The following is a 26,461-nucleotide window of genomic DNA, read 5'->3' as shown; positions in this document are numbered from 1 at the left end:
TGGAGACTGCCTGCAGGATTGGGACAAATAAATGGTGGTTGTCACTCGGCCGCGGCCTTGGCCTTGCCGCCGCGCTCGGGCACGGTGCCTTCGAGGACCGCGATCAGCCTGTTTTGGATGGCCGCCATGCGCGTCGGACTGTCGACCTTCTGGCCGGTCAAGTCGGTGACATAGAAGGTGTCGATGACCTTTTCGCCGAAGGTGGTGATGTGTGCCGACGCGATGTCGAGCGACAGGTCGGACAACGCCCCGGTGATCTCTGACAGCAGGCCCGGCCGGTCCAGCCCCTCGACCTCGATCACCGAGAACCGGTTCGACAGCGTGTTGCGGATTTCGGCGCGCGGCGGGATGCGGAAGACCTTCGCGCCGCGCCGCGGCTTGGTCCGCTTTTCGATCATCTCCGGCAGCCAGCTCTTGCCCGACAGCACATCCTCGATCAGGCGGCCGACGCGCTCGGCGCGGCGGCGCTCGTCCTCGTCGCGGTCGAACTCCCTCGAGATCAGGATGGTGTCCAGCGCGCGGCCATCGGCGGTGGTGAAGATCTGCGCATCGACGATGTTGCCGCCGGCCGCCACACAAGCGCCGGCAATGACCGACAGCAGGCGCGGATGGTCCTGCGCCAGCACGGTGATCTCGGTCACCGCCTCGAACTGATGGGTCTTGATCATCGTGGCGAGCTTCTTGCCCGCCGCATCCGCCTCGCGGATGAATTCGGCGTGGCGAAGCTGGTCGGCGAGATCGACCGTCAGCAGATAGTTCTCGTAATGCAGGCTGACATAGCGCTTGCGGGCTTTTTCGGGCCAATCGGCAAGCGCCTCGGCCAGCCGCTCGCGTGCCGCAGCCGTTCGCTTGGCACGCGACACTTCCGAAAACCCGCCGGTCAACAGCAATTCGGTCTCGTAGTAGAGCGTGCGCAGCAACTGCCCCTTCCAGCCATTCCAGACGCCAGGCCCGACGCCCCTGATGTCGCAGATGGTGAGGACGAGCAGTAGCTTCAGCCGTTCGACCGACTGCACGATCGCGGCGAAATCCTCGATCGTCTTGCGATCGTTGAGATCGCGGGTCTGCGCCGTCATCGACATGACGAGATGGTTCTCGACCAGCCAAGCAACCGTTTCGGTGTCGGCCGCCGACAGGCCCATATGCGGGCAGATCCGCCGCGCGATCCGGGCACCCGCTTCGGAATGATCGTCGGCCCGTCCCTTGGCGATGTCGTGCAAAAGCACCGCGACGTAGAGCGCCTCGCGGCTTTTCTTCAGCCCCGGCATCAGCGTGTGGGCAAGCGGGTGGATCTTTTCACCGTCGCCACGCTCGATCTCGGCCAGCACGCCGATGCAGCGGATCAGGTGCTCGTCCACCGTATAGTGGTGATACATCGAGAACTGCATCATGGCGACGATCTTGCCGAAATCCGGGATCAGCTTTGCCAGCAGTCCCGCCTCGTTCATGCGCCTGAGATTGAGTTCGGCATTGCGGTCCGCCGTCAATATGTCGAGGAACAGCCGGTTGGCTTCCTCGTCGCGCCTGAGCGCCTTGCCGACGAGGCCGAGCGAACGGGTCAGCAGCTTCAGCGCATCGGGGTGAAATTCCAGCCCGTGCTTGTCGGCGAACCAGAACAGCCTCAAGAGATTGACCGGATCGCGCTCGAACACCAGGTCGTCGGCGATGTTGATGCGATGGTTGTCGATAATGAAATCGGACGTTCCGGCAAGCTTGCGCTTGCGGCGCGAGAAGGTGAGGAAGATACGGTTGAAGCCCGGCACATGCTTGGCCTGCTCTTCCTCGAGCGCAGCGCAGAAGATGCGGGTCAGATCTCCGACATCCTTGGCGACGAGGAAGTAATGCTTCATGAAGCGCTCGACCGCCGACAGGCCCGGATGTGTGGTGTAGCCCAGCCGCTCGGCGATCTCGCGCTGGATGTCGAAATGCAGCCGTTCCTCGGCCTTGCCGGTGAGGAAATGCATGTGGCAGCGCACCGCCCACAGGAAATCCTCGGCCTTCTGGAACTCCCGGTATTCGGTGCCGGTGAAGACGCCCTTGTCGACCAGCTCTTCGCCGGTGCGCACCCGGTAGAAATACTTGCCGATCCAGAACAAGGTCTGCAGGTCGCGCAGGCCGCCCTTGCCGTCCTTGACGTTGGGTTCGACCAGATAGCGGCTTTCGCCTGCCTTGGCATGGCGTTCGTCGCGTTCGGAAAGCTTGGCCTGCACATATTCGGGCCCGGTCGTGCGCACCACCTCGCGGTCGAAACGCTGCAAGAGCTCGTCATAGAGCTTCTGCTCGCCCCACAGGAAACGCGCCTCCAGGATCGAGGTGCGGATGGTGATGTCAGTGCGCGACAGCCGCAGGCATTCGTCGATGTTGCGCGTGGCGTGGCCGACCTTCAGCCCCAGATCCCACAGCATGTAGAGCATGTATTCGACGATCTGCTCGCCCCATGGCGTCTGCTTGTAGGGCAGCAGGAAGAGGAGATCGATGTCGGACCCCGGCGCCAGCGTGCCGCGGCCATAGCCGCCGACCGCGACAACGGCCATGCGTTCGGCCGATGACGGGTTTTTGACGCGATAGACATGGGTGGCGGCGAAATCGTAGAGCGCGCGGATGATCTCGTCCATGAGATGCGACAGCCGGGCGGCGCAGGCGGTGCCGCTGCCATCGTCCATCAGCATGCCTTCGGCGATCCTGCGGCCAGCGGCTAGCCTGCCCTTGAGAAGCTGGAGAACACCGGTGCGCACAGCCTTGTCGGAGCCGTCGCCTGCCGCGGCCGCGGTCAACTCGGTCATCTCGCGGCGCAAGGCTTCGCCGTCGATCAGTTCATCGAGCTTTAGAGAGATTTTTGCCATAAGTGCCGTTCGGCCTCGCCGTTTCGGCGGCGTCTATAGCGCGTTTTCGCGGCGCTGGGTATGGGGCGGACGGACACGCTCTCCACGGTAGTCCAACGCGATGATCGCCTCCTGCCGCCGCCGGCAGATGCCGTCTTCTTGTGCCTTTTGACCATGCCGATTGCAACCCACCGGTCGCTCCGCTCCGAGTTGAGCAGGCTTGGCAATCCGATCGCCTTGCCGCCCAGGAACTGATCCTGGACGCACAGCGCCGGAACAGGCTGATAGATGGTCTTGCTGGACGATGTTGCCAAGCCCAAAAGTGGCAGCGCCCGTAGCATGGGGTGCGGTTTGGATGCGGATTTTTCCGCCCAGGCCGTCCAGTCGAAATTGGCCCTTGACCTTCCAGTCACTGGAAGCACTACCTCCGTTTCAAGATCGAGACAGAGAGGCCTTTCCGCATGACCCATTCTGACCACGACCATCACGCGCATGGCGGCTGCTGCTCGGCGAAAGCTGCTCCGTCCGTCGCGGACGCCGTTACTCGCGACCCGGTCTGCGGCATGACCGTCGATCCGGCCGCCGGCAAGCCCACAGCCGAGCATGGCGGCCATATCTATCACTTCTGCAGCGAGCGCTGCCGTTCGAAATTCACGGCCGGGCCTGGAAACTACCTTACCGCCACCGACCCGGTCTGCGGCATGCGTGTCGACCGTGCCACCGCGAAGCACTTTGCCCGGCATGAAGGCCAGGGCTTCTATTTCTGCTCGGCCGGCTGCAAGGTGAAATTCGAGGCAGAGCCGGCAAAGTATCTTGGCGACAGGTCGGAGCCGCAGCCGATGCCGAAAGGCACGCAATACACCTGCCCGATGCATCCGGAAATCGTCCGCGACAAGCCAGGCGCCTGCCCAATCTGCGGCATGGCCCTGGAACCAATGGGCGTGCCGACCGGCGATGAGGGGCCGAACCCGGAACTGGTCGATTTCACCAGGCGCTTCTGGGTGAGTGCCGTATTGTCCGTGCCATTGCTGATATTCGCGATGGCGCCGATGCTTGGCATGACGGTCAGCGCCTTCATCGAGGATTCGGCGAAGATCTGGGTGGAATTGGCGCTGGCGAGCCCGGTTGTATTGTGGGCCGCTTTTCCCTTCTTCCACCGCGGCTGGGATTCGGTTCTCAACCGCAGCCCAAACATGTGGACGTTGATTTCGCTTGGTGTTGGTGCGGCCTATCTCTACAGCGTCGTCGCCACGCTGTTCCCGGATATATTCCCGCACCAGTTCCGCGGTCATGAGGGCACGGTGCCGGTCTATTTCGAGGCGGCCGCCGTCATCGTTGCGCTGGTTTTCCTCGGCCAGGTGCTGGAATTGCGCGCCCGTGAAAAAACCGGCTCGGCGATCCGCGCGCTGCTCGACCTCGCGCCGAAGACGGCGCGGCTGGTTGGTCAGGACGGTTCCGAAAACGACGTGCCGCTCGACACCGTCAAGGCCGGCGATCGCCTGCGCATCCGTCCCGGCGACGCCGTGCCGGTCGATGGCATCGTGCTGGAAGGCCGCTCTTCCATCGACGAATCGATGCTATCAGGCGAGCCGCTGCCGGTCGAAAAGACTGAAGGCGACCCGCTCACCGGCGGCACGCTCAACAAGAACGGTTCGCTGATCATGCGCGCCGAGAGGATCGGCGCCGAAACCACGCTGGCGCGGATCGTCGAGCTCGTCGCCAAGGCGCAGCGTTCGCGCGCACCGATCCAGGGCCTGGCCGACCGCGTCTCGTTCTATTTCGTCCCGGCCGTCGTCGTGGTTGCGATCGTTGCGTTCATCGCCTGGGCGATCGTCGGGCCGCAACCCAGCCTGGTCTTTGCCATCGTCTCGGCGGTCTCGGTGCTGATCATCGCCTGTCCTTGTGCGCTGGGTCTTGCCACGCCGATGTCGATCATGACCGCCACAGGGCGCGGCGCGCATGCCGGCGTGCTGATCAAGGACGCCGAGGCGCTCGAACGCTTTGCCTCGGTCGACACGCTGATCGTCGACAAGACCGGCACCTTGACCGAAGGCCGGCCGAGAGTGACCGACGTCGTTGCAGCCGAGGGCATGACGCAAGATGATCTGCTGGCCCTTGCCGCGGGCCTGGAAAAAGGCTCGGAGCATCCGCTGGCCGAGGCGATCGTCGAAGGTGCCAGTGAGCGCGGGGTGAAAATTCCCGACGCCGGCGGTTTCGAGGCGGTCACCGGCAAGGGCGTTTCCGGCACGGTGTCGGGAAAGAAGGTCGCGCTCGGCAACGCGGCGATGATGGCCGATCTCGGCATCGATATCGCATCCATCTCGACCAGCGCCGAGGCGCTGCAGGCCGACGGCAAGACCGCGATGTTCGTCGCCGTCGGCAACAAATTGGCCGGCATCGTCGCCGTCGCCGACCCCATAAAGGCGACGACATCAGAGGCGATCAAGGCGCTGCACGACCGCGGCCTGAAGATCATCATGGCGACCGGCGATAACGAACGCACGGCGAAAGCCATCGCAAGCAAACTCGGCATCGACGAGGTGCGTGCCGGCCTGCTGCCGGAACAGAAAAGCGCGCTGGTCGATGAGTTGCGCGCCAGGGGCGCGGGCGTCGCCATGGCCGGCGACGGCGTCAACGACGCGCCGGCGCTGGCCGCCGCCGATGTCGGCATCGCCATGGGAACCGGCGCCGATGTCGCGGTCGAAAGCGCCGGGATCACGCTGGTCAAGGGCGACCTCAACGGCATCGTCCGGGCCCGCACGCTCGCCCAGGCGACGATCCGCAACGTCCGCCAGAACCTGTTCTTCGCCTTCCTCTACAACGTGCTCGGCGTGCCGGTCGCCGCCGGCGTGCTCTATCCGCTCACCGGCGCGCTGTTGTCGCCGATGCTGGCGGCGGCGGCGATGAGCCTGTCCTCGGTTTCGGTCATCACCAACGCGTTGCGGCTCAGGACGTTGAAACTATGAGCCAAGCCCCCAGATAGAATTTCGTTCAAAAAGGAGACAATGAATTGACCTTGGCCAAGAAGATCGTGCTGCTGCTGATGGCAGCGGGGATGCTGCTTGCCGTTTTCCTCGAAAGCATTCCGTCGCAAGCCCAGGAGACGAAACATGACATGGGGGCGCACGACATGGGCGCGATGGGCGCGCAAAGTCCCTCGACCGATGGCTACAAGGCGGCGATGGACAAGATGCACACCGACATGATGGCGATAGAATATTCTGGCAATGCCGATGTCGATTTCGCCCGCGGCATGATCCCGCATCACCAGGCCGCCATCGACATGGCCAAGATCGAGCTTGCCAATGGCAAGGATCCGGAAATGCGCAAAATGGCCGAAGCGGTGATCGCCGCGCAGGAAACCGAGATCAAGCAGATGCAGGATTGGCTGGCCGCCCATCCGGTGAAGTAGCATCAGGCAGTCTGCGGGAAATCCAGGGCAGGACATTCGCCTGGATTTCTCCCGAAAGGTGTGGTGCCATCCGGCTCGACTGGAGCGCGCCATGCCGTCAACGATAAGAACCACCACATTGCCCTCGGGCGAAGCCGTTCCGGTGCTCGGTCAGGGCACCTGGAAGATGGGTGAGGACGTCCGCCGCCGCGCCGATGAGATCAACGCGCTGAAGCTCGGGCTCGATCTCGGCATGATGCTGATCGACACCGCCGAAATGTATGCCAGTGGCGGGGCCGAGGAGGTGGTGGCGGATGCCATTGCCGGGCTGCGCGACGAGGTGTTCCTGGTCTCCAAGGTGCTGCCGTCCAACGCCTCGCGCACCGGCGTGCCGGCGGCCTGCGACAGAAGCCTTAGGCATCTGCGCACCGACCGGATCGATCTCTATCTGCTGCACTGGCCCGGCAGCGTGCCTCTGGCGGAAACGGTCGAGGCCTTCGAGGCGTTGAAAAAGGCCGGCAAGATCCGCCACTGGGGCGTCAGCAATTTCGACACCCATGAGATGCAGGAACTGATCAGCCTGCCGGCCGGCGGCAGCGTCCAGACCAACCAGATCCTCTACAATTTGTCCCAGCGCGGCCCCGAATTCGACCTTGCGCCTTGGAGCCGGCAGCGCGGCATTCCGCTGATGGCCTATTCGCCGGTCGATCAGGGCGTACTGGCGCGCAACGCCAGGCTCGAAGCCATCGCCGCCCGCCACAATGCGACGGCGGCTCAGCTGGCGCTGGCCTGGGTGATGGCACAGGACGGCCTCATCGCCATTCCAAAGGCCGGCAGGCAAGAGCATGTCCGCCAGAATGTCGCTGCGTTGGACATCGAGCTCACCTCGGAAGATTTCGCCGACATCGACCGTGCCTTCCCGCCACCGACCCGCAAGCGCGGGTTGCAGATGATTTGAGGGTTTGGCGCAGGACCTAAGGTCGCGTTCCCTGCGCTATCGGACGAAGCCAGCTACTTCCCCGCCATCCCCTTCAGCCGATACAACGCCTCCAGCGCTTCCCGTGGCGTCATCTCGTCGGGATTGATCTCCCCTAGCGCCGCGCTCAGCCCATCGCTCTTTGCCGGCTTTTGCGCTTCCCGTTTCAGCGCCACCGAAAACAGCGGCAGATCGTCGACCAGCCGGTTGGCCTTGCCCGAAACCTCGCCCGCTTCCAGCTGGTGCAGCACTTCCCTGGCCCGCCCGACCACCGCTTCCGGCAGGCCGGCCAGACGCGCCACCTGCACGCCATAGGAGCGGTCGGCGGCACCCTTGCCGACCTCGTGCAGGAAGACCACGTCGCCCTCCCATTCCTTGACCCGCATGGTGACATTGTGCAGTCGAGCGAGTTTGCTGGCCAGCGCCGTCATCTCGTGGAAATGGGTGGCGAAAATCGCCCGGCAGCGGTTTTTCTCGTGCAGATACTCGACCGCTGCCCAGGCGATCGACAGGCCGTCGAAGGTGGCGGTGCCGCGGCCGATCTCGTCGAGGATCACCAGCGCGCGTTCGCCGGCCTGGTTGAGGATCGCCGCCGTTTCGACCATCTCGACCATGAAGGTCGAGCGGCCGCGTGCCAGATCGTCCGAGGCACCGACACGTGAAAACAGCCGGTCGACCACGCCGATATGCGCTGATGTCGCCGGCACGAAGGAGCCGGTCTGGGCGAGGATGGCGATCAGCGCGTTCTGCCTGAGGAAGGTCGATTTGCCGCCCATATTGGGGCCGGTCAGCAGCCAGATCGCGCCGTTTTTAGTATTGCCTTCCGGCGATAAATCGCAATCATTGGCGACGAACGGTCCTTCGCCCGAACGCCGCAGCGACTGTTCCACCACCGGATGCCGCCCGCCCGAAATGGCAAAGGCGAGGCTCGCGTCCACGATGGGCCGGCACCAGGCCTCGCTTTCGGAAAGCAAGGCAAGTGCAGACGACACGTCGAGCACGGCGAGCGCATCGGCGCCGGCGCGGATCTTGTCCGACTGGCTGACCGCTTCCGCCGTCAGCCTGTCGAAAGCGGCAAGCTCGATCGCCAGCGCCCGGTCGGCGGCATTGGCGATCTTGGATTCCAGCTCGGCCAGCTCGGTCGTGGTGAAGCGCATGGCATTAGCCATGGTCTGGCGATGGATGAAGCGCGCCTTCGCCCCATCGCTGCTCGTCATGATCGCATGGTGGTTGGCGGTGACTTCGATGTAGTAGCCAAGCACATTGTTGTGCCGGATTTTCAGCGAGCGGATGCCGGTTTCGTCGATCAGCGAGCGCTCCAGCCCGGCGATGACCTTGCGCGATTCGTCGCGCAGCGCTCGCATCTCATCGAGTTCAACATTGTAGCTGGAACGGACAAAGCCGCCATCGCGTTTAAGCAGCGGCAGCTCGTCACTGAGCGCCTGCGTCAGATGCTCGGCCAGCGGGCGTGGCAGCGCCTCGATCGCCGCCAGCGCCGCCGCCAGTTCTTGCGGCAGGGTGGTCGCCCCAAACAGTTCGGCAATAGTGCCGGCTGCCTCGAACCCGGCACGCAGCGCGCCGAGATCGCGCGGACCGCCGCGGTTGAGCGCCAGCCGCGATAGGGCGCGGGGCATGTCGGCAACGCTCTTCAGGCTCGTCCGCACCGCTTGGCACAGTCGTGTCTCGGACCGGAAGAACGATACCGAATCCAGCCTTGCGCCAATTGCTGCCGGGTCGGTCAGCGGCGCCATCAGCCGGTCGGCGAGCAGTCGCGCGCCGCCGCCGGTCACAGTGCGGTCGATCGCCTTGAACAGCGAACCCTCGCGGCTGCCGGACAGGGTGCGCAACAGTTCCAGATTGGCGCGTGTCGCCGGATCGATGAACAGCGTCGAACCCTGCTCCTCGCGCTCGGGCCGCGACAGCGGCGGCCGCTCGGCCTTCTGCGTTTTTTCGACATAGGCGATGGCGCCTGAGATCGCCGACAGTTCGGCGCGGGAAAACGTGCCGAAACTGTCCGGCGTCGCGACCTCGAAGAAACGGGCGATGCGCCCGGCTGCCGACGCCGAGTCGAACAGGCTCGGCGGTTGCGGATTGGCGACCCGGCCGAGCACATCGAACACAGGTTTCAGCTCGGCGTCGTAAAACACCGGCTCGGCGACGATCAGTTCGCGCGGGTCGACGCGAAAGACATCGGCGAGCAGCCGGTCGGCGGTGGTCTCGGCAACGCGGAAGGCGCCGGTCGAGATCTCGATCCAGGCCAGCGCAAAACTTCCTTGGCTCCCTGTCGCGCTGCCGCGCTCCCCGCCTCTTGGTTCCGCTCCGCCTTTGACCCGGCCAAGTGCCATCAAGAAACTCGATTCCGACGGCGCCAGCAACTTGTCCTCGGTGATGGTGCCGGGCGTCACCAGCCGCACCACGTCGCGGCGCACCACCGACTTGCCGCCGCGTTTCTTCGCCTCGGCGGGATCCTCGATCTGCTCGCAGACGGCGACACGGAACCCCTGTCCGATCAGCTTCTGCAGATAGTCGTCGGCGGCATGCACCGGCACGCCGCACATCGGGATGTCGAGGCCCTGGTGCTTGCCGCGCTTGGTCAGGACGATGCCGAGCGCCCGGCTCGCCTTCTCGGCGTCGTCGAAGAACAGCTCGTAGAAATCGCCCATGCGGTAGAACAGCAGCGAGTCCGGGTTTGCCGCCTTGATCTCGATATACTGCTCCATCATCGGCGTCGCCGGCGCAAAGGCCGGCGTAGCGCTATCGCTGCGAATGGGCGTTTCGTCGTTCAAGAAGCTGCTTCCAAAATATCCCGAGCCATCTGCTTGGCGGTTTACAGCGGCGAAGTGTAGCCTTAATCCCGAACGTTCCACAAAAGAAAGCATTGCACCCGTCTCAACGAGTTGCCGCACGGGCGAGGAAATCGAAAGCATCATGGCCAGGAAAACCGAAAACCCCGGACCCTCCGTCAGTGCGCAGGAGGCGCTGGAATTCCACGCCATGGGCCGCCCCGGCAAGCTGGAGATCGTCGCCACCAAGCCGATGGCCACCCAGCGCGATCTCAGCCTCGCCTATTCGCCGGGCGTCGCGGTTCCGGTGCTTGCCATCGCCGAGGATCCCAGCCGCGCCTTCGACTACACGGCGCGCGGCAACATGGTCGCCGTCATTTCCAACGGCACCGCCATCCTCGGCCTCGGCAATCTCGGCGCACTGGCCGCCAAGCCGGTGATGGAAGGCAAGGCGGTGCTGTTCAAGCGCTTCGCCGATGTCGATTCCATCGATCTCGAGGTCGACACCGAGGATGCCGAAGAGTTCATCAATTGCGTGCGTTTCCTCGGCCCCTCCTTCGGCGGCATCAACCTCGAAGACATCAAGGCGCCGGAATGTTTCATCATCGAGCAGCGGCTGCGCGAACTGATGGACATACCGGTCTTCCATGACGACCAGCACGGCACCGCCATCATTTCGGCCGCCGGCCTGATCAACGCGCTCGAAATCACGGGCCGCGACATGAAGACCACGAAAATGGTCTGCAATGGCGCGGGCGCGGCCGGCGTCGCCTGCATCGAACTGATGAAGGCGATGGGCTTTGCGCCCGAAAACATCATCCTGTGCGACACCAAGGGCGTCGTCTTCCAGGGCCGCACCGAAGGCATGAACCAGTGGAAGTCGGCGCATGCCGTCAAGACCGACGCGCGCTCGCTGGCCGAGGCGCTGGACGGTGCCGACGTGTTCCTCGGCCTGTCCGCCAAGGGCGCGCTGACCACCAAGATGGTGAAGTCGATGGCCGAGAAGCCGATCATCTTTGCCATGGCCAATCCCGATCCCGAGATCACGCCGGAGGAAGTCGCCGAAATCCGCACCGATGCCATCATGGCCACAGGGCGTTCGGACTATCCGAACCAGGTCAACAACGTGCTCGGCTTCCCCTACATCTTCCGTGGCGCACTGGACGTGCGGGCCACCACCATCAATGACGACATGAAGATCGCCGCGGCGCGTGCGCTCGCCGAACTGGCGCGCCAGGACGTGCCCGACGACGTCGCCGCCGCCTACCAGGGCATGCGGCCGAAATTCGGCCCCAACTACATCATCCCGGTGCCGTTCGATCCGCGCCTGATCTCGGCCATTCCGATCGCGGTCGCCAAGGCAGCGATGGAGTCCGGCGTCGCGCGCAAGCCGATCCTCGACCTCGACCGCTACGCGCAGGAGCTTTCCGCCCGCCGCGATCCGATCGCCTCGACGCTGCAGCGCATCTACGACCGCGTGCGCCGCCAGCCCAAGCGCATCGTCTTCGCCGAGGGCGAGGAGGAGCAGGTGATGCGCGCCGCCGTCTCCTATGTGAACCAGCGGCTCGGCACCGCCATCCTGCTCGGCCGCGACGACATCATCAAGGAGAACGCCAGGAACGCCGGCATCGAGCTGAACAAGCAAGGCATCGAGATCATCAATGCGCGGCTGTCGCGCCGCAACGGCGTCTACACCGACTATCTCTACGAGCGCATGCAGCGCAAGGGCTTCCTGTTCCGCGATTGCCAGCGCCTGATCAACAACGACCGCAACCATTTCGCCGCCTGCATGGTGGCGCTGGGCGACGCCGACGGCATCGTCACCGGCGTCACCCGCAACTATTCCACGGCGCTCGACGACATCCGCCGTGTCATCGACGCCAAGCCCGGCCACCGCGTCATCGGCGCCTCGATCGTGCTGGCGCGGGGCCGAACGGTGATCGTCGCCGACACCGCCGTGCACGATATGCCGAATGCCGAACAGATCGCCGACATCGCTGAGGAAGCCGCCGGCTTTGCCCGCCGCATGGGCTATGAGCCAAGGCTCGCCATGCTTGCCTATTCCACCTTCGGCCATCCGCAGGGTGAGCGCTCCGAGCGCGTCCAGGAAGCGGTGCGCATCCTCGACAAGCGGCGCGTCGATTTCGAGTATGACGGCGAGATGGCCGCCGATGTGGCGCTCAACGCGCGTGCCATGGCGCAATACCCGTTCATTCGGCTCACCGGTCCGGCGAATGTGCTGATCATGCCGGCTTTCCACTCGGCCTCGATCTCGACCAAAATGCTGCAGGAACTCGGCGGCTCGACCGTCATCGGCCCGCTGCTGGTCGGCTTGGACAAGCCGGTTCAGATCGTCTCGCTCAACGCCAAGGACAGCGATATCGTCAACATGGCGGCCATCGCCGCGTACACGGCGGGGGCGTGAGGAGCGGGGCAGCAGCGAGCGCCTCTTCCTTCTCCCCTTGTGGGAGAAGGTGGCCGAGCGAAGCTCGGTCGGATGAGGGGTGTTCCAGGGAACGCCGACGCCTCATTTCTTCCAACACCCCTCAACCGTCTCGGCGCTGCGCGCCGATCCACCTTCTCCCACAAGGGGAGAAGGAAGAGGTGCCGCCTCCCTACAGCAGCCCTGCCTGCTCAGCCTCGTGGCGCAAATTCTGCCGAGGCCTTGGCCCGATCTGCTGGATGACCAGCCCGGCCGCCAGCGAGCCGAGGTCGCCGCAATGCTTCAGGCTGCGCCCTTGCGTGTAGCCGTAGAGGAAGCCGGCGGCATAGAGGTCGCCGGCGCCGGTGGTGTCGACCAGCTCCCGGATTTTGGTCGCGTCGACGGTGACGGTCTCGTCGCCGCGCACGATGACCGAGCCCATTTCCGACCGGGTGACGGCGGCGATCTTGCAGTCCTTGCGGATCTGGGCCAGCGCCTCGTCGAACGAGGCGGTCTGGTAGAGCGCCTTGATCTCGTGGCTGTTGGCAAAGACGATGTCGACGGTGCCCGAGCGCATTAGGTCCAGAAACTCCTCGCGGTAGCGGTCGACGCAGAACGAATCCGACAATGTCATCGACACTTCGCGCCCGGCGGCATGGGCGAGCTTCGCCGTCTGCCGGAACGCTTCCTTGGCGCGCGGCGGGTCCCATAGATAGCCCTCGAAATAGGTGATGGCGGCGCCCGACGCCTTGTCGGCCTCGACATCTTCCGGCCCGAGCTCGACGCAGGCGCCGAGATAGGTGTTCATCGAGCGCTCGCCGTCGGGCGTGACGAAGATCATCGAGCGCGCAGTCGGCGGTTCGCCATTGAGCGGCCTGGTGTCGAAGGCGACGCCCTGCGCATGCATGTCATGCGCGTAGATTTCGCCGAGCGTGTCGTTCGAGACCTTGCCGAAGAAGGCGGCGCGTCCGCCGAAGCTGGCGACACCCGCCGCCGTGTTGCCGGCGCTGCCGCCGGAGGCTTCGATCGCCGGGCCCATGCGGCTGTAGAGCAACTCGGCGCGCCTCGTGTCGATCAGGTTCATCGCGCCCTTGATGATGCCATTCGTCTCCAGGAATGCCTCGTCGCACTGCGCGATGATGTCGACGATGGCATTACCGATACAAAGCACGTCATAGTTCGGCATCAATGATGTCTCCGCGAAAAACCACCGGCCTTCTGGCACGCCGGCCGCGGGCGGGTCTAGCGATTTGATGCGGCTTTGCCTAGGGTCGGGATCTATTAATCTGGTCGAACGGCAGATGCACTGCATCGCGCTGTGCGTGCTTTGTCCTGTCTCCGCCTGCCTCGAAGATACCAGCCCTGGAATTGGAAACGCCGTGATCTCCAACGCCGCCCGCGCCGCCGCCAGCCGGTTGTTCTCGCCCGAATTCCGCTCGGTGTTCGTGAAAACGCTGGGCCTGACCTTGCTGGCGCTCGCCGCGCTGTGGTTCGCCATCGAGGGCCTGTTCGAATGGCTGGCCTGGCCATGGATTGACGCATGGCTGCCCGGCCTGCCGTCCTGGGCCGGATGGCTGGGCGTCATCGTCGCCGGGATCGGTCTTGCGCTGGGTCTGGCGCTGCTGATCGCGCCGGTGACGGCGATCATCGCCGGCCTGTTTCTCGACGACGTCGCCGAAGTGGTCGAGCGCACCGACTATCCCAATGACCCGCCCGGCCGCGCCATGCCGGCACTGCGCTCGATGGTGCTGGCGATAAGATTCTTCGGCGTCGTCATCCTCGGCAACATCGTGGCCTTGCTGCTTCTGCTGGTGCCGGGCATCAACATCGCCGCCTTCTTCATCGTCAACGGCTATCTGCTGGGACGCGAATTTTTCGAATTCGCCGCCATGCGCTTTCGCCCGGAGGCCGAGGCACGGGCGTTGCGCAAAAAACATGCCGTCACGGTGTTCCTCGCCGGGCTGGTTGTTGCTGCCTTCCTCGCCGTGCCGCTGCTCAACCTTCTGACGCCGCTGTTCGCCGCCGCCATGATGGTGCATTTGCACAAGGCGATCTCAGCGCGGGAAGCGGCTTAGGAGTGCTGATGCTCAGGTGATGCCGGCGTGCGAATGGCGGTGTCCGGTGCGTAGCCAAACGTTACGCTCCGTTCCGTTTTTTGGGCCGGCGCTAGCGTAAGAGAAAACCGCGTCCCAGCTCGTCGTCGGGTTCGACGATGAATTCGGCCCGGCCGCAGTAGAAGGCGCGGCCACCGACGCGGGCGATGATGGCGTCATGCGGCCCAGCTTTCGCGGTCCTCGCCACGCTGCCGGAAAAGCGCGAGCCGGCGATACTCTCGAACAGCCGCGTCTGGCCGGCGATTTCGCCCTTGGCATGCATTGCCGCCAGCCGCGCTGTGACGCCGGATCCGGTCGGCGAGCGGTCGACCTGGGCCTCGGCGAAGACACAGATGTTCTTGGTCGGGCTATCGGAGAATACGTCCTGTCCGTCGGTCAGGATGGTGCCGTAGAGAAAGGCAAGGTCGGCATGGTCGGGATGCGACAGCGGGAACTCGGCCTTCAGTTTCCCGGTCAGCGCCGTCGCCGCATCGACGAAATCGCGCACGCGGTTTTTGCCGAATTCCAGCCCGAACTGGCTGCAATCGGCGAGCGCATAGAAGGCGCCGCCATAGGCGATGTCGAAGCCGATCGCCCCGAAGCCCGGTAATTCGATCTCCTGGTCGCGGGCGAACAAAAAGGCAGGCACGCTTTCGAACGACACAGCACCTGCCTTGCCGTCCTGCACCTCGACCGAGGCGACGACCAGCCCGCACGGCGCTTCGATGTTGACTGTCGTCACCGGCTCCTGCCGCGCCACCAGCCCCTCGTCGACGGCATAGCGGCCGAGCGCGACGATGGCGTGGCCGCACATAGTCGAATAGCCCTCATTGTGCATGAACAGCACGGCGAGGTCGGCGCCGGGCAGGTCGGGTTCCACCAGCAGCGCGCCATACATGTCGTAATGGCCGCGCGGCTCGAACATCAGGATCCTCCTGAGATGGTCGAGGTGATCGCGCACATAGGCGCGTTTTTCGAGAATGGTGCCTGCAGGGATCTTGGGATAACCGCCGGTGACGATCCGCAGCGGCTCGCCACCGGTGTGCATGTCGACGACGGCGAGCGTCATGCGTTGGGTTCGGCAAACAACGCCTGCAGCTTGCCGAACGGCATGGCGGTCCGGGTGAAGCCGAAGGTGCCGTCCTGCTGGATCTCGCGCGCCGCCGTCTCCAGCATGCCGAAGGCGTAATTGGTCAGCCAGGGCCCGAGCGAAATGCGCTTGACCCCTGCCAGGGCAAGATCGGCGATGGTGAAGCCGGGCCTCACCATGACGTTGACCGGCTTGGTCAGCGCCGAGCAGACGGTTCGCACCGTCTCGATGTCGCCGATGCCCGGCGCATAGAGCACGTCGGCGCCGGCCTTCTCGAAGGCCTGCAACCGCTTGATGGTGTCGTCAATGTCGGGCTTGCCCCACAGAAAATTCTCGGCCCGCGCGGTGAAGACGAAATCGCGCTTCAGAGCCCGTGCCGCTTCCGCTGCAGCGGCGACGCGCTCGACTGCATGCGAAAAATCATAGATCGGCTTGTCGGGCTCGCCGGTGTGGTCCTCGATCGAGCAGCCGGCGAGGCCCGCCGCTTCGGCCGCGAAGACAGTCTCGGCGGCACTTGTCGCGCTGTCGCCCTTGCCCTTCTCGAGATCGGCCGAGATCGGCAGGCCGGTCGCCGCCGCCACGTCGCGGCAGTGGTGGATCATCGCCTCGAAGGTCACGGCGCCGTCAGGCAGGCCGCGCGAAAAGGCAAAGCCGGCGCTGGTCGTCGCCAACGCCTTGAAACCGAAGGAGGCCAGCAGTTTCGTCGTGCCGACGTCCCAGGGGTTGGGCATGACGAAGATCGAGCTGTGCAGATCGCGAAAGATTTTGCCCTTGTCCATGGATGCTCCCCAGAGTGCGAAGCGCATTTTATCCCGCCGCTGCCCGCCGGGCAAACGAATGCGATTGGTTCAGAAGCGATTGGCGTTCTCTCCTGCCAATTTGTCCAGTGCGTCGGACCCCTTGACGTATGCGGTCCCGTCCCAATGATAGGTGACGCAGATGTCGCGCGAGGAAGCCTCGGGCGCCGGATCGTCGCAGCTTTCGCCATTCGGCACGGTGGCATCGGTCACCGTCGCCTTGATGGCCGCATAGGGCTGGCCGTCCGCAACGGTCTGAAACGCCAACTCCTGCGTGCGCCTGTAGGCGCACAGGGACTCGTCGAACGTATAGATCATGTCGATCAACTCCAACCTGTCGTCGCGGACCAGGATCAGCGGCGTGCTCACATAGCCCTGGCTCGAATTGAAATGCGTGCTCAGGGTGATGATAGCGTCATCGCTGGGCCCTATCTGCAGTTTGCCCGGATCGCGGAAATAGGTGCTCCGGTCGACGGCGACATTGACAGCGTCGAGCAGTCTCGGCTTGCCGGCAAGATCGTAGAGCGCCAGCACCGCAAAACCCTCGGCGCTGTCGGAGGAGCTGCCGAGGTCGAAAAGCATGGCCAGCCGATCCTTGCCGCTGGCCTTGAAGTTGAGCACGCCAGCATCGGAAAAGCCCGACGTTTCGGGCGGCGAGCCTCCGCTATCCGGGCCCTCGATGTGGCGCATCTGGATTGGCATGGAGCCCCGGCAGAAGCCGTCCTTGTCCGCCGCCAGATCGGGAATGACCATCCTGGCGAGGTCGAGATAGGTCGTGTCCTTGTGGCCGGGAACGGCGCTGCCAAGGTCCGGGAAGCTGACGCCTTGTGCGCCGGCCGCAGTCGACAGGCACGGCAGCAGCAAACAGGCGAGGACGAAGCGAAGCAGGATGGGATTCATGCGTTGGGCGCCTCGCACTGTCGAGCGTTTTGCAAGCTAGCACGGACGACCGAGGCGTACAGCCGGAATAACAAGCTCGAATATCAGATCAGTGGATCGGCACCAGCCCGGCAAGTTCGCGCATGTCCTCGAACAGGATGCCGCCGGCCTCGGTCAGGCCGTCGCGGTCGGAATGCGGGTCGCCGTGATAGGAATAAACGCGCATGCCGGCGGCAATGCCGGCTAATGTCCCGGCGACGCTGTCCTCGATGACGATGCAGTCGGCGGGCGCGAAGCCCATCGTGCTTGCCGCATGCAGGAACAGGTCGGGAAACGGCTTGCCGCGCGAGACCATGGTCGAGCTGAACAGCGCATGCTCGAACAGCGGCAGCAGCCCGGTCTGGCCGAGCGTGATGTGCATTTTCGACACCCGTGCCGATGAAGCGACGCAAGTTGCGATGCCGGCCGCGTGCACGGCTTCGATGAACTGCCTGACATAGGGGACGGCTTCGACGCCATGCGCGAACAGGTCCGGCAGGCCGGCATTCCAACGCTCGACGAAATCGGCACCGAGGCTGACGCCGGTCGCCTCGACTTCCTTCTGCACCGAGACCATGGAGCGGCCGGAGAAATTCTTACGGCAATGTTCGAAACTTGCCGGGTAGCCGGCGGCGCTGAGCCATTCGGCAAGGCGCCGATTGGCCAGGTTCTCGGTGTCGACCAGAACCCCGTCGCAATCGAAGATGACGAGTTTGGGTAGGAACATCAGGCCGTGCCGGTCGATCCGAAGCCGCCGGAGCCGCGCGTCGTTCCGCCGGCCAAGGTGCGCTCCTCGACCGTCGCCCGCGTCACCGGGGCGAAGACGATCTGGGCGATCCGCATGCCGCGCGTCACCGCGAAATCCTCGTCGCCGAGATTGATCAACAGCACCTTGACCTCGCCGCGATAGTCGCTGTCGATGGTGCCCGGTGTGTTGAGACAGGTGAGGCCGTGCTTGAAGGCGAGGCCTGAACGCGGCCGGACTTGGCCCTCTACGCCCTCCGGGATCTCCAGGATCAGCCCGGTCGGCACCAGCGCGCGTTTTCCCGGGAGGATCAGCAGCGGCCGGTCGTCCGGCACCGCGGCGCGCAGATCCATGCCGGCGGCGCCCGAGCTTTCATAGGCGGGAAGCGGCAGGCCTTCGCCATGCGGCAGCCTGACGAAGCCGACGGCCGGACCGATGACGGAGGAAGTGTAGAGGGCTGCGCGCATGAGGCTGATCCTATCGCTGTCAACGCCGATTCGGTCAACTCGGCGGCTACGCTATCAACGGCTTTCTTTCAGCGCAGTTCCGCTTCAGCGCAGTTCGATGGGAACGACCGTCGTCTCCTTGATCTCCTCCATGACGAAGGAGGCCGAAACGTCTGACAGCGCCACCTTGGCGATCAGCCGCTGATAGAGCCGGTCATAAGCCTTCACGTCGGCGACGCGGGCACGCAAGACATAATCGAGGTCGCCGGACATGCGGTAGACGCCGGTGATCTCGGGAAAACCGGTCACAGCCGCCCGGAATTTTTGCAGCCAGTCCGGATCGTGGTTGGAGGTCCGGACCAGGATGAACACCGAGAGGCCGAGTCCAAGTTTGTCGGCATCGACCAGCGCCACCCGGCCGGTGATGACGCCGTCTTCTTCCAGCCGCTTCACCCGGCGCCAGCAGGCGTTGCGCGACAGCGACACTCTTTCCGACAATTGGTCGACCGACAATGTGCCGTCGCGTTGCAGCTCGGCCAGCAATCTTCGGTCGATCTCATCGATTTCCAGCGGCATGTGGGATGTTTGTCCCAATAATTGGCCAAACACAAGGATGATTTGGGACCAATGAACCAAAAGCTCGTGCCAGAATACTCAGCATCGGGGGCTTATCCCGGTAGGAGGCATTACCATGACGACACGGCTTGCAAGGCTCTTTACCTCTCACCCGGCCAAGGTCGGCGAGACCTATTTCAGCCATATGGCCTTCGCGGCGTGGTTCTGCTCGCGCCTGTTCATGGCAGCGTTCGCCGCGCTCATTCACGCTTTCTTGCCGTTTCTGTTTGAGACTACGGCCAGCCGAATCGTTCGCGAGCTCTATGAGCGCACGCACAACAGAGGCACACACGCAATCAAGGAGCCTGCGGCTCTCATGGATCGCGCCTGAGGGAAGATTAAGCGATGTGCCGGTGGGCGGCCTACCTTGGCGAAGCGGTCTTTCTCGAAGACATCGTCACGGCACCCTGCCATTCGCTGATCGCCCAGAGCCATTGCGCCCAGGAAGCCAAGTCGCCGACCAATGGCGATGGCTTTGGTCTCGCCTGGTACGGCGACCGGCCCGAACCGGGTCTCTATCGCGACATCCTGCCGGCCTGGTCCGATCCCAATCTGAAGAGCCTGTGCCGCCAGATCAGGTCCAGCCTGTTCCTTGCCCATGTGCGCGCCTCGACCGGCGGCGCCACCAGCCGCATGAACTGTCATCCCTTCATATCAGGCCGCTGGTCGTTCATGCACAACGGCCAGATCGGCGGCTTCGAAAAAATCCGCCGCGCGCTGGAAAACGCGCTCTCCGACGATGTCTTCGATCGGCGCGAGGGCACCACCGATTCTGAACTTTTCTTTCTCCTGATGATCGACGAGGGTCTGGCGGGCGATCCGCAAGGCGCGGTGTCGCGCGCTACGGCGCGGGTGATCGACGCCTCGCGGCGCGCCGGCTTCGAACCGGCGCTGAGACTTACCGCCGCCTTGTCGGACGGCGAATCGCTCCATGCGGTGCGCTATGCGACCGATGCCCACGCGCCGACGCTCTACACCTCCGTCTTCCGCAATGGCGGCGGGCGATGCCTTATGTCGGAGCCTTTCGACCGTGATGGCGGCGACTGGCAGCCGATCCCGCCCTCTAGCTTCGTCACCATTACCAGAGACGGCATCAGCATTCGTCCGTTTGCGCCGGAACCGGTAAGACTGGCGCTGGCCGTGTAGATTCCTCGCTATTGCGGCAACATCGCGGGACAGCGCCCCCTCAGCAGACCCTCGCAGCGCAATTCCGATCAAGCACCACCTGTCCTCGAATGCTCAACTCGGCTTGAAGACGCGCCGTAGCCCGCCATTTGGTGAGGCTGGCGCCGCTAGCAAGCCGGAGCATTGGTCATGGACCTCGTCGTTTCCTCGACTATCGAACTCGCCGCCGCGATCCGCGACCGCAAGATTTCCGCCGTGGAAGCGCTGGACGCGCATTTGGCTGAGATCGACAGGCAAAATGAGGCGGTCAACGCCGTCGTCACGCTCGACAGGGAAGGGGCTCGCGCTCGAGCGAAGAAAGCCGACGAAGCGCAGGCGCGCGGCGACGCTCTCGGGCCGCTGCACGGCGTGCCGTTCACGCTGAAAGACACGCACGAAACACTGGGGATGAAGACCACGGTCGGCTTCCCGCCCTTTGCCGACTATGTGGCGAGAAAGGACAGCCCGGTCGTTCTCAGGTTGAAGGCGGCCGGCGGCGTGCTGGTCGGCAAGACAAACGTCGCAACGATGCTGGCCGACTGGCAGTCGAACAATCCGCTGTTCGGCCGCACCAGTAATCCATGGGATCTCTCGCGCACCGCAGGCGGTTCAAGCGGCGGTGCCGCGGCGGCGATCTGTACGGGCATGACACCATTCGAGATCGGCACCGACATGCAGGATTCGATCCGGCTGCCTGCAGCCTTCTGCGGCGTCTACGGCCTCAAGCCGACCGAGCACCGCGTCTCCTTAGCCGGCGCCTTTCCCGATCCCGCCGGTACGCCGCGCAGCGTGCGGCTGATGTCCTGCATCGGTCCGCTGACCCGCAACGTCGAAGATCTGACGCTGATCCTGGGGATTATTGCAGGACCGGATGGCAGCGACACCGATCTTGCGCCGGTGCCCATCGAAGATATGCCGGAGGTTGATCTCAAGACCCTGCGCATCGCTTTCGCGCCGGCCTTTCCGGGTTTTCCGGTGGCCGGCGAGATCAGGGCCGCGGTCGAAAGTCTGGCCGAGCAACTCAAATCTGCAGGCGCGACCGTCGAGGAAGCAAGACTGCCGACGCTCGACCTGCATGACGATCTGACGCAAGGCGGTGCGCTGATCGGCATGATGCTGGAGGCTGCGCAGCCAGAGCCGCCAGAAGAACCGACACCGGTCTCGCGCTGGTTCGAGGCGCTCGCCCGCCGCGACCAGTCAATCCTTGCCTGGGACCGGTTTTTCGAAGGTTGCGATGCCTTGCTGTGCCCCGTTGCTATGACCACGGCCTTTCCGCATTGCGAGCCGGGAACACCGATCAAGGTCGATGACAAGGAGCAGAGCTACTGGATGCTGCCGGCCTATGGCGCGGTGTTCAACTATAGCGGCCACCCGGCACTGTCGCTGCCCTGCGGGCAGGACCGCGACGGCCTGCCCATTGGCCTGCAGTTGGTTGGCAAACGCTGGTCGGAGTCACGGCTGCTTGGCATCGCAGCGGCCATGGCGCCACTCACCGGCGGCTTCCGCCGCCCGCCGGGCTATTGAGCGAAGCGGCCAAGCGTAGGACGCAAGCAGTGGGTCGCGCCGTGCCAGCGCCGACCTCGATCGACCTCGGCGGCGCAATTCCAATTAAGCGCACCTAGTTCGTAATTTCGAACGTTACATTGTCGAAATTGCCGTTCGCCAAGTCATCGCGACTGATGAATAGGACGATGGAATACATGTCGCCCCAGATCCATCCAACCATATCGCTTGTCCGAAGCTCCAACAAAACCGCATTCGGTGTCGCCGGCCCGTGAGGCGTGTAGACATGGCCAACCGGGGCATGCCCCATAGCGCCCCGTTCGTGCAGGGCATCGAATTGCCAGGTCATTTCCATGCGAGAGCGCAATTCGGGATGAAGCGTCTCGGGAGCGTGTGTGTAAGCGCAGACGGCATGCCGATAAAGCTGGTCAGCATAGGTGTACCACCATTGCCCGACCGGCTTCTCGCACAGTCTCAAGGTCGAAGAACTGAAAAAGGCATAGCCATCTTCGTCATCTTTCAAATAGCGTACATAGCAGAAAGGTATGTCCGCGATCTGCGCCAGCAAGTCTTGGATCGGTGCGCGCTGGAAGTCCTTTGTGAAGGGTATGAGCAAATCCCTGATGTGAAAACCGCCCCATCGACCGGGACGCTTCTAGCTGTATGCTCTCCAGTTCCGTTCTATCCCCGTCGCGGTGTTTCCTTTTGAGCAGGCCGTCTATGTGTGTCCTCCCTAAGCTGAACTGGTCCTCAATGACATTGAGAAGCGCCGCGAGCGTCGCTTCGTTGAACGGATGAAAGGCCGCGTGGGATAGGTCCGGAAACTGAGCATGGCGGGGATCGGGAAAGCCGGGCGCCTTACCCTTGCGCCATCCCGTGGGCGGAGGAGGTTGGCCAACGTGCCCGGTGATCATGATTGGCCACTTCGGCGAATGGGCTTGCACCGGCGGTATGCCTTTGGATGATCGCCGCCGGAACCAGACCGCATCCGCCTGCCCAGGTCCGTCGCGCCATCTCAGTTCTCCATCGACGTGGAGCACCTTGGGAGCCGTTTCTTTGGCATGAGCCGTTTCTTCGGCATGAAGGAAAACAGCAAGCCAGCCTTTCCTGGGACCGAGGCCAGACCAGATATTCTGGGGCAAGGCGGACAGGTCTATCTGACATACGAAACGAAGAGGTTCGCCCTCGATCTCTGGCCAAGCAACGTCGTCGGGCAAGCAAGGCATGCCGCCAAACCATCCGGCGCTTTGCTGTGCCGGGAGCGGTACGACGGGAGTGAGCAACACATAGGGTTCCTTGCTGTTTCTCGCCTCAGCCAGCATCTCGAAGGTTGCGACTTCGTTCTCCACGATGCCACGTACTAGCCCGGCAGCGAATTCGCGCGACGCCTGGTCTGCCTTGCGCTTGCCAAAGATTTTTCTAAGTACCCGGATGATCATCTGCTACCTAGTTGCCTGCCAGCCACGTGGAAAAATGCCAGTTACAAAGTAAACATCCTGATAAAGTCAATAGGAACTAGTGAAGCAGAAGCGACGCAAATCTCATTCGATTTCAGCTTCAGATCATTCACGAATTGAATTCGAACCAGCAGCCGATCGCTAGCTATCGCTACGCCCCATCCGGCCGCTTCGCAGCCTCTTCTCCCGTTGGAGAGAAGAAGCTTACGCCGGCGCTGGCGAACTCCTCTCCCCTCGGGGGCCGAAGGACGGGGGAGAGACGTGGCTCGCCCCGGAATGGTCGGCCGAGCAAAGTGGAGGCTGGGTGAGGGTGCCCGATGCGATTTGCCTACTCGGGCTGCTGAGAAAACCGTCCCAGCCCATAGGGCTCAAGCAGCGGATCGCGCTCCCCGTCGAGGATTTCCCGGCCGGCGAACAGGCCGACGGCAGGCGCCAGCGTGATGCCGGAATGCATGACCGCGACATAGAGGCCGCTCACGCCTTGAGCCCGTCCGATGATCGGAAAGCCGTCGATCGGCGTCGGCCGATAGCCGACGGTGTGAAAATCCAGTTCCAGCCGGTCGGCACCGCGCAGCATGGTTTTCATCGACGCATACAGCTCGCGGGCTGTGGCTTCGGCATCCATGCCCGGATCGGCGCCGCCGAAATCCGAACCGGCGATGATGCGGCCCTCGGCAGTCTGGCGCATGTGCAGCCGGTCGCCGATCACCAGGCCGTTGAGCAGCTTTTCGTACGGGCATGAATGGACGATCAGGCCGGGCGGCGTCTCGATCGGCAGTTTTAACCCGGCCGTCGCCGCAATTGCCGGAGAGCCGGCGCCGGCTGCGATCACCACCTCGTCGGCGGCAATCCGTCCGCCTGACGTATCCACGCCGGTAATCCTGCCATTGGTCTGTATCAGCGCGGTGACTGTCGTGCCGGTCATCACCCGCGCGCCGCGTCGCTCGGCGTCGGCCAGCAGCGTCTGCGTGGCCGGGACCGGCTCGGCCACGCCCTCCTCTGCGACATGAAGGGCGAAATCGGGAAGCTCGGTCAAATTGGGCTCTATACGTGCGGCTCCCACGCGGTCGACGCGCTCGATGCCGTAGCCCCAGGCAGAATGCTCGACGGCATAGGCCTCCAACTTGGCCGGCGGCAGGTCCCAGCACAGGCCGCCGCACCATTCCAACGGAATGCCGGGCACGTCATGCGCAAGCCGCGTCCATTCGGCCATCGAACGGGTGCGCAGCCGGAAATACGCTTCTGGATTGCCCCAACTGGCATTGATCCAGGCAAAGGAATTCGGCGTCGCGACGCCGCCGGCGCCGCTGTCGGCAATGACCGTCACCTTCGCGCCAGCCTTCGCCAGATACCAGGCGATGGACGCGCCGATGATGCCGGCGCCGACGACGATGACTTGCTTGGCTGCGCTCATCGATGGTCCTTTGTCGAATCGGGTCTTCTGATGTCGTTGCGGCAACCCTATCTCAAGACCGGCAACTGCCCAAAACTGTTCGACAGGGTACAAAAGCGCTGCTAGAAGCCCGCGCACCACATGGGATTCCATAAATTGGCTGAAGACATCACGAACGCGGTGGCGCGCCGCCGCACTTTCGCGATCATCGCGCATCCGGACGCCGGCAAGACGACGCTGACCGAAAAGCTGCTGCTGTTCGGCGGCGCCATCCAGCTTGCCGGCGAGGTCAAGGCCAAGAAGGATCGCATCCAGACCCGGTCGGACTGGATGAAGATCGAGCGCGAGCGCGGCATTTCGGTCGTCACCTCGGTGATGACATTCGAGTATGAGGACAACGTCTTCAATTTGCTCGACACGCCCGGCCACGAGGATTTCGCCGACGATACCTATCGCACGCTGTCGGCGGTCGACGCGGCGGTCATGGTCATCGACGCCGCCAAGGGCATCGAGCCGCGCACGCTAAAACTGTTCGAGGTCTGCCGGCTGCGCGATATCCCGATCATCACCTTCGTCAACAAGATGGACCGCGAAAGCCGCGATCCGTTCGAGATCCTCGACGAGATCGAGCAGAAGCTGGCGCTGGACACCGCGCCGATCACCTGGCCGATCGGCCGCGGCAAAACCTTTTCAGGCACCTACCACCTGGCGCTGAACGCCGTGCGAAAGGGCGACGCGGAGAAGGAACGCACGCCTGTCAACGGTCCGGATTCCAACCGCGTTGCCGGCCTGTTGCCGGAGAACGAGCGCGAAGCCTTCATCGAGGAGCTGGAACTGGCGCGCGAGGCCTGCCGTCCGCTCGACATCGACGCGTTTCGCGAGGGCCATCTGACGCCGGTCTACTTCGGTTCGGCGCTGCGCAATTATGGCGTGCGCGACCTGATCGAGGCGCTTGGCGCCTACGGGCCGCCGCCGCGCGCGCAGGAGGCCGACACCCGCAAGGTCGAGGCGACCGAGGACAAGATGACCTCGTTCGTCTTCAAGATCCAGGCCAACATGGATCCCAACCACCGCGACCGCATCGCCTTCGTCCGTGTCTGCTCGGGCAAGCTCGAGCGCGGCATGAAGGCCAAGCTGGTGCGCACGGGAAAACCGATGAGCCTGTCGGCGCCACAATTCTTCTTCGCCCGCACCCGCGTCACCGCCGACGAGGCTTTTGCCGGCGACGTCGTCGGCATCCCCAACCATGGCACGCTGCGCATCGGCGACACGCTGACCGAGGGCGAGGAGATACTGTTCCGCGGGGTGCCGAATTTCGCACCGGAAATCCTGCGCCGCGTCCGTCTCGGCGACGCGATGAAGGCCAAAAAGCTGAAGGAAGCGCTGCACCAGATGGCCGAGGAAGGCGTCGTGCAATTGTTCTCGCCGGAGGACGGTTCACCGGCAATCGTCGGTGTCGTCGGTGCGCTGCAGCTCGACGTGCTGAAGGAGCGGCTGAACTTCGAATACACACTGCCCGTCGATTTCGAGATGTCGCGCTTTGCCGTCTGCCGCTGGATATCGGCCGACGACAAGACCGAGGCGCATCGCTTCATCGAGGCGCATCGCGGCGACATTGCCCGCGACCTCGACAACGACCCTGTGTTCCTGGCCCAGCACGCCTTTTCGCTCAACTACGAGGCCGAGCGCTGGAAGGCGATCCGCTTCGCCGCGGTCAAGGATTACCAGGTCCGCGACAAGGCGGCTTGAGCACTCTTCTCCTTCTCCCTTGTGGGCTAGCGTGCGCACACATTTGCGTCTTGGGGATGTCAAGCGGGAAGGTCGGCGGCTGCGAAAGGGGCTTGAA

General features: G+C 63.9%; 21 protein-coding genes. 9 read left to right on the top strand and 12 right to left on the bottom strand.

The window, feature by feature from the left end; translation table 11 throughout:
• Positions 1-41 precede the first annotated feature (41 nt).
• Positions 42-2,843 carry a [protein-PII] uridylyltransferase gene (locus CIT26_RS18005; RefSeq protein WP_095493831.1) on the bottom strand — a complete coding sequence of 934 codons (2,802 nt, stop codon included), beginning with the start codon at positions 2,841-2,843 and terminating at the stop codon, positions 42-44.
• A 440-nt stretch (positions 2,844-3,283) separates the two neighbouring features.
• Between CIT26_RS18005 and CIT26_RS17995 the strand changes: the two genes are divergently transcribed.
• The 3 genes from CIT26_RS17995 (at position 3,284) to CIT26_RS17985 (ending at position 7,171) form a co-directional block, all read left to right on the top strand.
• Complete coding sequence (locus CIT26_RS17995; RefSeq protein WP_095493830.1) at positions 3,284-5,788, top strand: heavy metal translocating P-type ATPase; 2,505 nt, start codon at positions 3,284-3,286, stop codon at positions 5,786-5,788.
• 44 nt (positions 5,789-5,832) lie between these two features.
• Positions 5,833-6,234 carry a CopM family metallochaperone gene (copM, locus tag CIT26_RS17990; protein ID WP_095493829.1) on the top strand — a complete coding sequence of 134 codons (402 nt, stop codon included), beginning with the start codon at positions 5,833-5,835 and terminating at the stop codon, positions 6,232-6,234.
• A gap of 91 nt (positions 6,235-6,325) precedes the next feature.
• Entirely contained in the window at positions 6,326-7,171 is an 846-nt protein-coding gene (locus tag CIT26_RS17985; RefSeq protein ID WP_095493828.1) for an aldo/keto reductase, read from the top strand.
• Between the two features lie 53 nt (positions 7,172-7,224).
• Here CIT26_RS17985 and mutS read toward each other — a convergent pair whose 3' ends face one another.
• Positions 7,225-9,975: a DNA mismatch repair protein MutS gene (mutS, locus tag CIT26_RS17980; protein WP_095493827.1), complete on the bottom strand. Its 2,751-nt coding sequence runs from the start codon at positions 9,973-9,975 to the stop codon at positions 7,225-7,227.
• A 142-nt stretch (positions 9,976-10,117) separates the two neighbouring features.
• On the opposite strand from mutS, the gene CIT26_RS17975 reads away from it, so the two are divergent.
• Positions 10,118-12,397 carry an NADP-dependent malic enzyme gene (locus tag CIT26_RS17975; protein WP_095493826.1) on the top strand — a complete coding sequence of 760 codons (2,280 nt, stop codon included), beginning with the start codon at positions 10,118-10,120 and terminating at the stop codon, positions 12,395-12,397.
• A 190-nt stretch (positions 12,398-12,587) separates the two neighbouring features.
• On the opposite strand, the gene CIT26_RS17970 is transcribed toward CIT26_RS17975, so the two are convergent.
• Positions 12,588-13,580 carry an adenosine kinase gene (locus CIT26_RS17970; RefSeq protein ID WP_095493825.1) on the bottom strand — a complete coding sequence of 331 codons (993 nt, stop codon included), beginning with the start codon at positions 13,578-13,580 and terminating at the stop codon, positions 12,588-12,590.
• 193 nt (positions 13,581-13,773) lie between these two features.
• On the opposite strand from CIT26_RS17970, the gene CIT26_RS17965 reads away from it, so the two are divergent.
• Entirely contained in the window at positions 13,774-14,469 is a 696-nt protein-coding gene (locus CIT26_RS17965) for a sulfate transporter family protein (RefSeq protein WP_095493824.1), read from the top strand.
• A 91-nt stretch (positions 14,470-14,560) separates the two neighbouring features.
• Here CIT26_RS17965 and CIT26_RS17960 read toward each other — a convergent pair whose 3' ends face one another.
• The 6 genes from CIT26_RS17960 to CIT26_RS17935 all read right to left on the bottom strand — a co-directional run bounded on the left by CIT26_RS17960 (position 14,561) and on the right by CIT26_RS17935 (position 19,059).
• Positions 14,561-15,556 (bottom strand): proline racemase family protein, encoded by a 996-nt coding sequence (locus tag CIT26_RS17960; protein ID WP_095493823.1) that lies wholly within the window; start codon positions 15,554-15,556, stop codon positions 14,561-14,563.
• Positions 15,553-16,356 carry an isocitrate lyase/PEP mutase family protein gene (locus CIT26_RS17955; RefSeq protein ID WP_095493822.1) on the bottom strand — a complete coding sequence of 268 codons (804 nt, stop codon included), beginning with the start codon at positions 16,354-16,356 and terminating at the stop codon, positions 15,553-15,555. The genes CIT26_RS17960 and CIT26_RS17955 overlap by 4 nt, the downstream gene beginning before the upstream one ends.
• Before the next feature lie 69 nt (positions 16,357-16,425).
• Positions 16,426-17,274, bottom strand: a complete 849-nt coding sequence (locus CIT26_RS17950; RefSeq protein WP_095493821.1) for a hypothetical protein — start codon at positions 17,272-17,274, stop codon at positions 16,426-16,428.
• An 88-nt stretch (positions 17,275-17,362) separates the two neighbouring features.
• Positions 17,363-18,019, bottom strand: coding sequence for an HAD family hydrolase (locus CIT26_RS17945; protein WP_167391442.1), 657 nt, complete (start codon positions 18,017-18,019; stop codon positions 17,363-17,365).
• A complete protein-coding gene (gene dut / locus CIT26_RS17940) occupies positions 18,019-18,504 on the bottom strand; it encodes a dUTP diphosphatase (RefSeq protein ID WP_095493819.1) in 486 nt (161 codons plus the stop codon). The genes CIT26_RS17945 and dut overlap by 1 nt, the downstream gene beginning before the upstream one ends.
• Before the next feature lie 84 nt (positions 18,505-18,588).
• Entirely contained in the window at positions 18,589-19,059 is a 471-nt protein-coding gene (locus CIT26_RS17935) for an Lrp/AsnC family transcriptional regulator (protein WP_095493818.1), read from the bottom strand.
• Positions 19,060-19,174: 115 nt separating this feature from the next.
• Here CIT26_RS17935 and CIT26_RS17930 point away from each other — a divergent pair, with 115 nt between their 5' ends.
• From CIT26_RS17930 to CIT26_RS17920, 3 genes are all read left to right on the top strand, one after another.
• A complete protein-coding gene (locus tag CIT26_RS17930; RefSeq protein WP_091592874.1) occupies positions 19,175-19,429 on the top strand; it encodes a DUF6356 family protein in 255 nt (84 codons plus the stop codon).
• Between the two features lie 14 nt (positions 19,430-19,443).
• The gene (locus CIT26_RS17925) at positions 19,444-20,244 is read left to right on the top strand and encodes a class II glutamine amidotransferase (protein ID WP_095493817.1); all 801 of its coding nucleotides are present in this window, start codon (positions 19,444-19,446) and stop codon (positions 20,242-20,244) included.
• A 168-nt stretch (positions 20,245-20,412) separates the two neighbouring features.
• Positions 20,413-21,786 (top strand): amidase, encoded by a 1,374-nt coding sequence (locus CIT26_RS17920; RefSeq protein WP_095493816.1) that lies wholly within the window; start codon positions 20,413-20,415, stop codon positions 21,784-21,786.
• A gap of 94 nt (positions 21,787-21,880) precedes the next feature.
• On the opposite strand, the gene CIT26_RS17915 is transcribed toward CIT26_RS17920, so the two are convergent.
• The 3 genes from CIT26_RS17915 to CIT26_RS17905 form a co-directional block, all read right to left on the bottom strand.
• Positions 21,881-22,288, bottom strand: a complete 408-nt coding sequence (locus CIT26_RS17915; protein WP_095493815.1) for a DUF1963 domain-containing protein — start codon at positions 22,286-22,288, stop codon at positions 21,881-21,883.
• The gene (locus CIT26_RS17910; RefSeq protein ID WP_095493814.1) at positions 22,278-23,204 is read right to left on the bottom strand and encodes a DUF1963 domain-containing protein; all 927 of its coding nucleotides are present in this window, start codon (positions 23,202-23,204) and stop codon (positions 22,278-22,280) included. Before CIT26_RS17910 ends, CIT26_RS17915 begins: the two co-directional genes overlap by 11 nt.
• Before the next feature lie 346 nt (positions 23,205-23,550).
• Complete coding sequence (locus CIT26_RS17905; RefSeq protein ID WP_095493813.1) at positions 23,551-24,636, bottom strand: NAD(P)/FAD-dependent oxidoreductase; 1,086 nt, start codon at positions 24,634-24,636, stop codon at positions 23,551-23,553.
• Positions 24,637-24,771: 135 nt separating this feature from the next.
• Here CIT26_RS17905 and CIT26_RS17900 point away from each other — a divergent pair, with 135 nt between their 5' ends.
• Positions 24,772-26,364 (top strand): peptide chain release factor 3, encoded by a 1,593-nt coding sequence (locus CIT26_RS17900; RefSeq protein WP_167391441.1) that lies wholly within the window; start codon positions 24,772-24,774, stop codon positions 26,362-26,364.
• Positions 26,365-26,461 lie beyond the last annotated feature (97 nt).

Origin of the sequence: Mesorhizobium temperatum (genome assembly GCF_002284575.1) — a bacterium.
In the GTDB taxonomy this organism is placed as follows: Bacteria; Pseudomonadota; Alphaproteobacteria; order Rhizobiales; family Rhizobiaceae; genus Mesorhizobium; species Mesorhizobium temperatum.
This window is presented reverse-complemented; position numbering and strand designations above follow the sequence as displayed.

What these genes read in the sequence shown, in the direction of transcription:
- CIT26_RS17970 (WP_095493825.1), bottom strand. Translation starts at nt 13,580, where the DNA reads ATGCCGAACTATGACGTGCTTTGTATCGGTAATGCCATCGTCGACATC.
- CIT26_RS17995 (WP_095493830.1), top strand. Translation starts at nt 3,284, where the DNA reads ATGACCCATTCTGACCACGACCATCACGCGCATGGCGGCTGCTGCTCG.
- CIT26_RS17975 (WP_095493826.1), top strand. Translation starts at nt 10,118, where the DNA reads ATGGCCAGGAAAACCGAAAACCCCGGACCCTCCGTCAGTGCGCAGGAG.
- CIT26_RS17905 (WP_095493813.1), bottom strand. Translation starts at nt 24,636, where the DNA reads ATGAGCGCAGCCAAGCAAGTCATCGTCGTCGGCGCCGGCATCATCGGC.
- CIT26_RS17985 (WP_095493828.1), top strand. Translation starts at nt 6,326, where the DNA reads ATGCCGTCAACGATAAGAACCACCACATTGCCCTCGGGCGAAGCCGTT.
- CIT26_RS17910 (WP_095493814.1), bottom strand. Translation starts at nt 23,204, where the DNA reads ATGATCATCCGGGTACTTAGAAAAATCTTTGGCAAGCGCAAGGCAGAC.
- CIT26_RS17960 (WP_095493823.1), bottom strand. Translation starts at nt 15,556, where the DNA reads ATGACGCTCGCCGTCGTCGACATGCACACCGGTGGCGAGCCGCTGCGG.
- CIT26_RS17920 (WP_095493816.1), top strand. Translation starts at nt 20,413, where the DNA reads ATGGACCTCGTCGTTTCCTCGACTATCGAACTCGCCGCCGCGATCCGC.
- CIT26_RS17955 (WP_095493822.1), bottom strand. Translation starts at nt 16,356, where the DNA reads ATGGACAAGGGCAAAATCTTTCGCGATCTGCACAGCTCGATCTTCGTC.
- CIT26_RS17930 (WP_091592874.1), top strand. Translation starts at nt 19,175, where the DNA reads ATGACGACACGGCTTGCAAGGCTCTTTACCTCTCACCCGGCCAAGGTC.
- dut (WP_095493819.1), bottom strand. Translation starts at nt 18,504, where the DNA reads ATGCGCGCAGCCCTCTACACTTCCTCCGTCATCGGTCCGGCCGTCGGC.
- CIT26_RS17945 (WP_167391442.1), bottom strand. Translation starts at nt 18,019, where the DNA reads ATGTTCCTACCCAAACTCGTCATCTTCGATTGCGACGGGGTTCTGGTC.
- CIT26_RS18005 (WP_095493831.1), bottom strand. Translation starts at nt 2,843, where the DNA reads ATGGCAAAAATCTCTCTAAAGCTCGATGAACTGATCGACGGCGAAGCC.
- CIT26_RS17925 (WP_095493817.1), top strand. Translation starts at nt 19,444, where the DNA reads ATGTGCCGGTGGGCGGCCTACCTTGGCGAAGCGGTCTTTCTCGAAGAC.
- CIT26_RS17950 (WP_095493821.1), bottom strand. Translation starts at nt 17,274, where the DNA reads ATGAATCCCATCCTGCTTCGCTTCGTCCTCGCCTGTTTGCTGCTGCCG.
- CIT26_RS17935 (WP_095493818.1), bottom strand. Translation starts at nt 19,059, where the DNA reads ATGCCGCTGGAAATCGATGAGATCGACCGAAGATTGCTGGCCGAGCTG.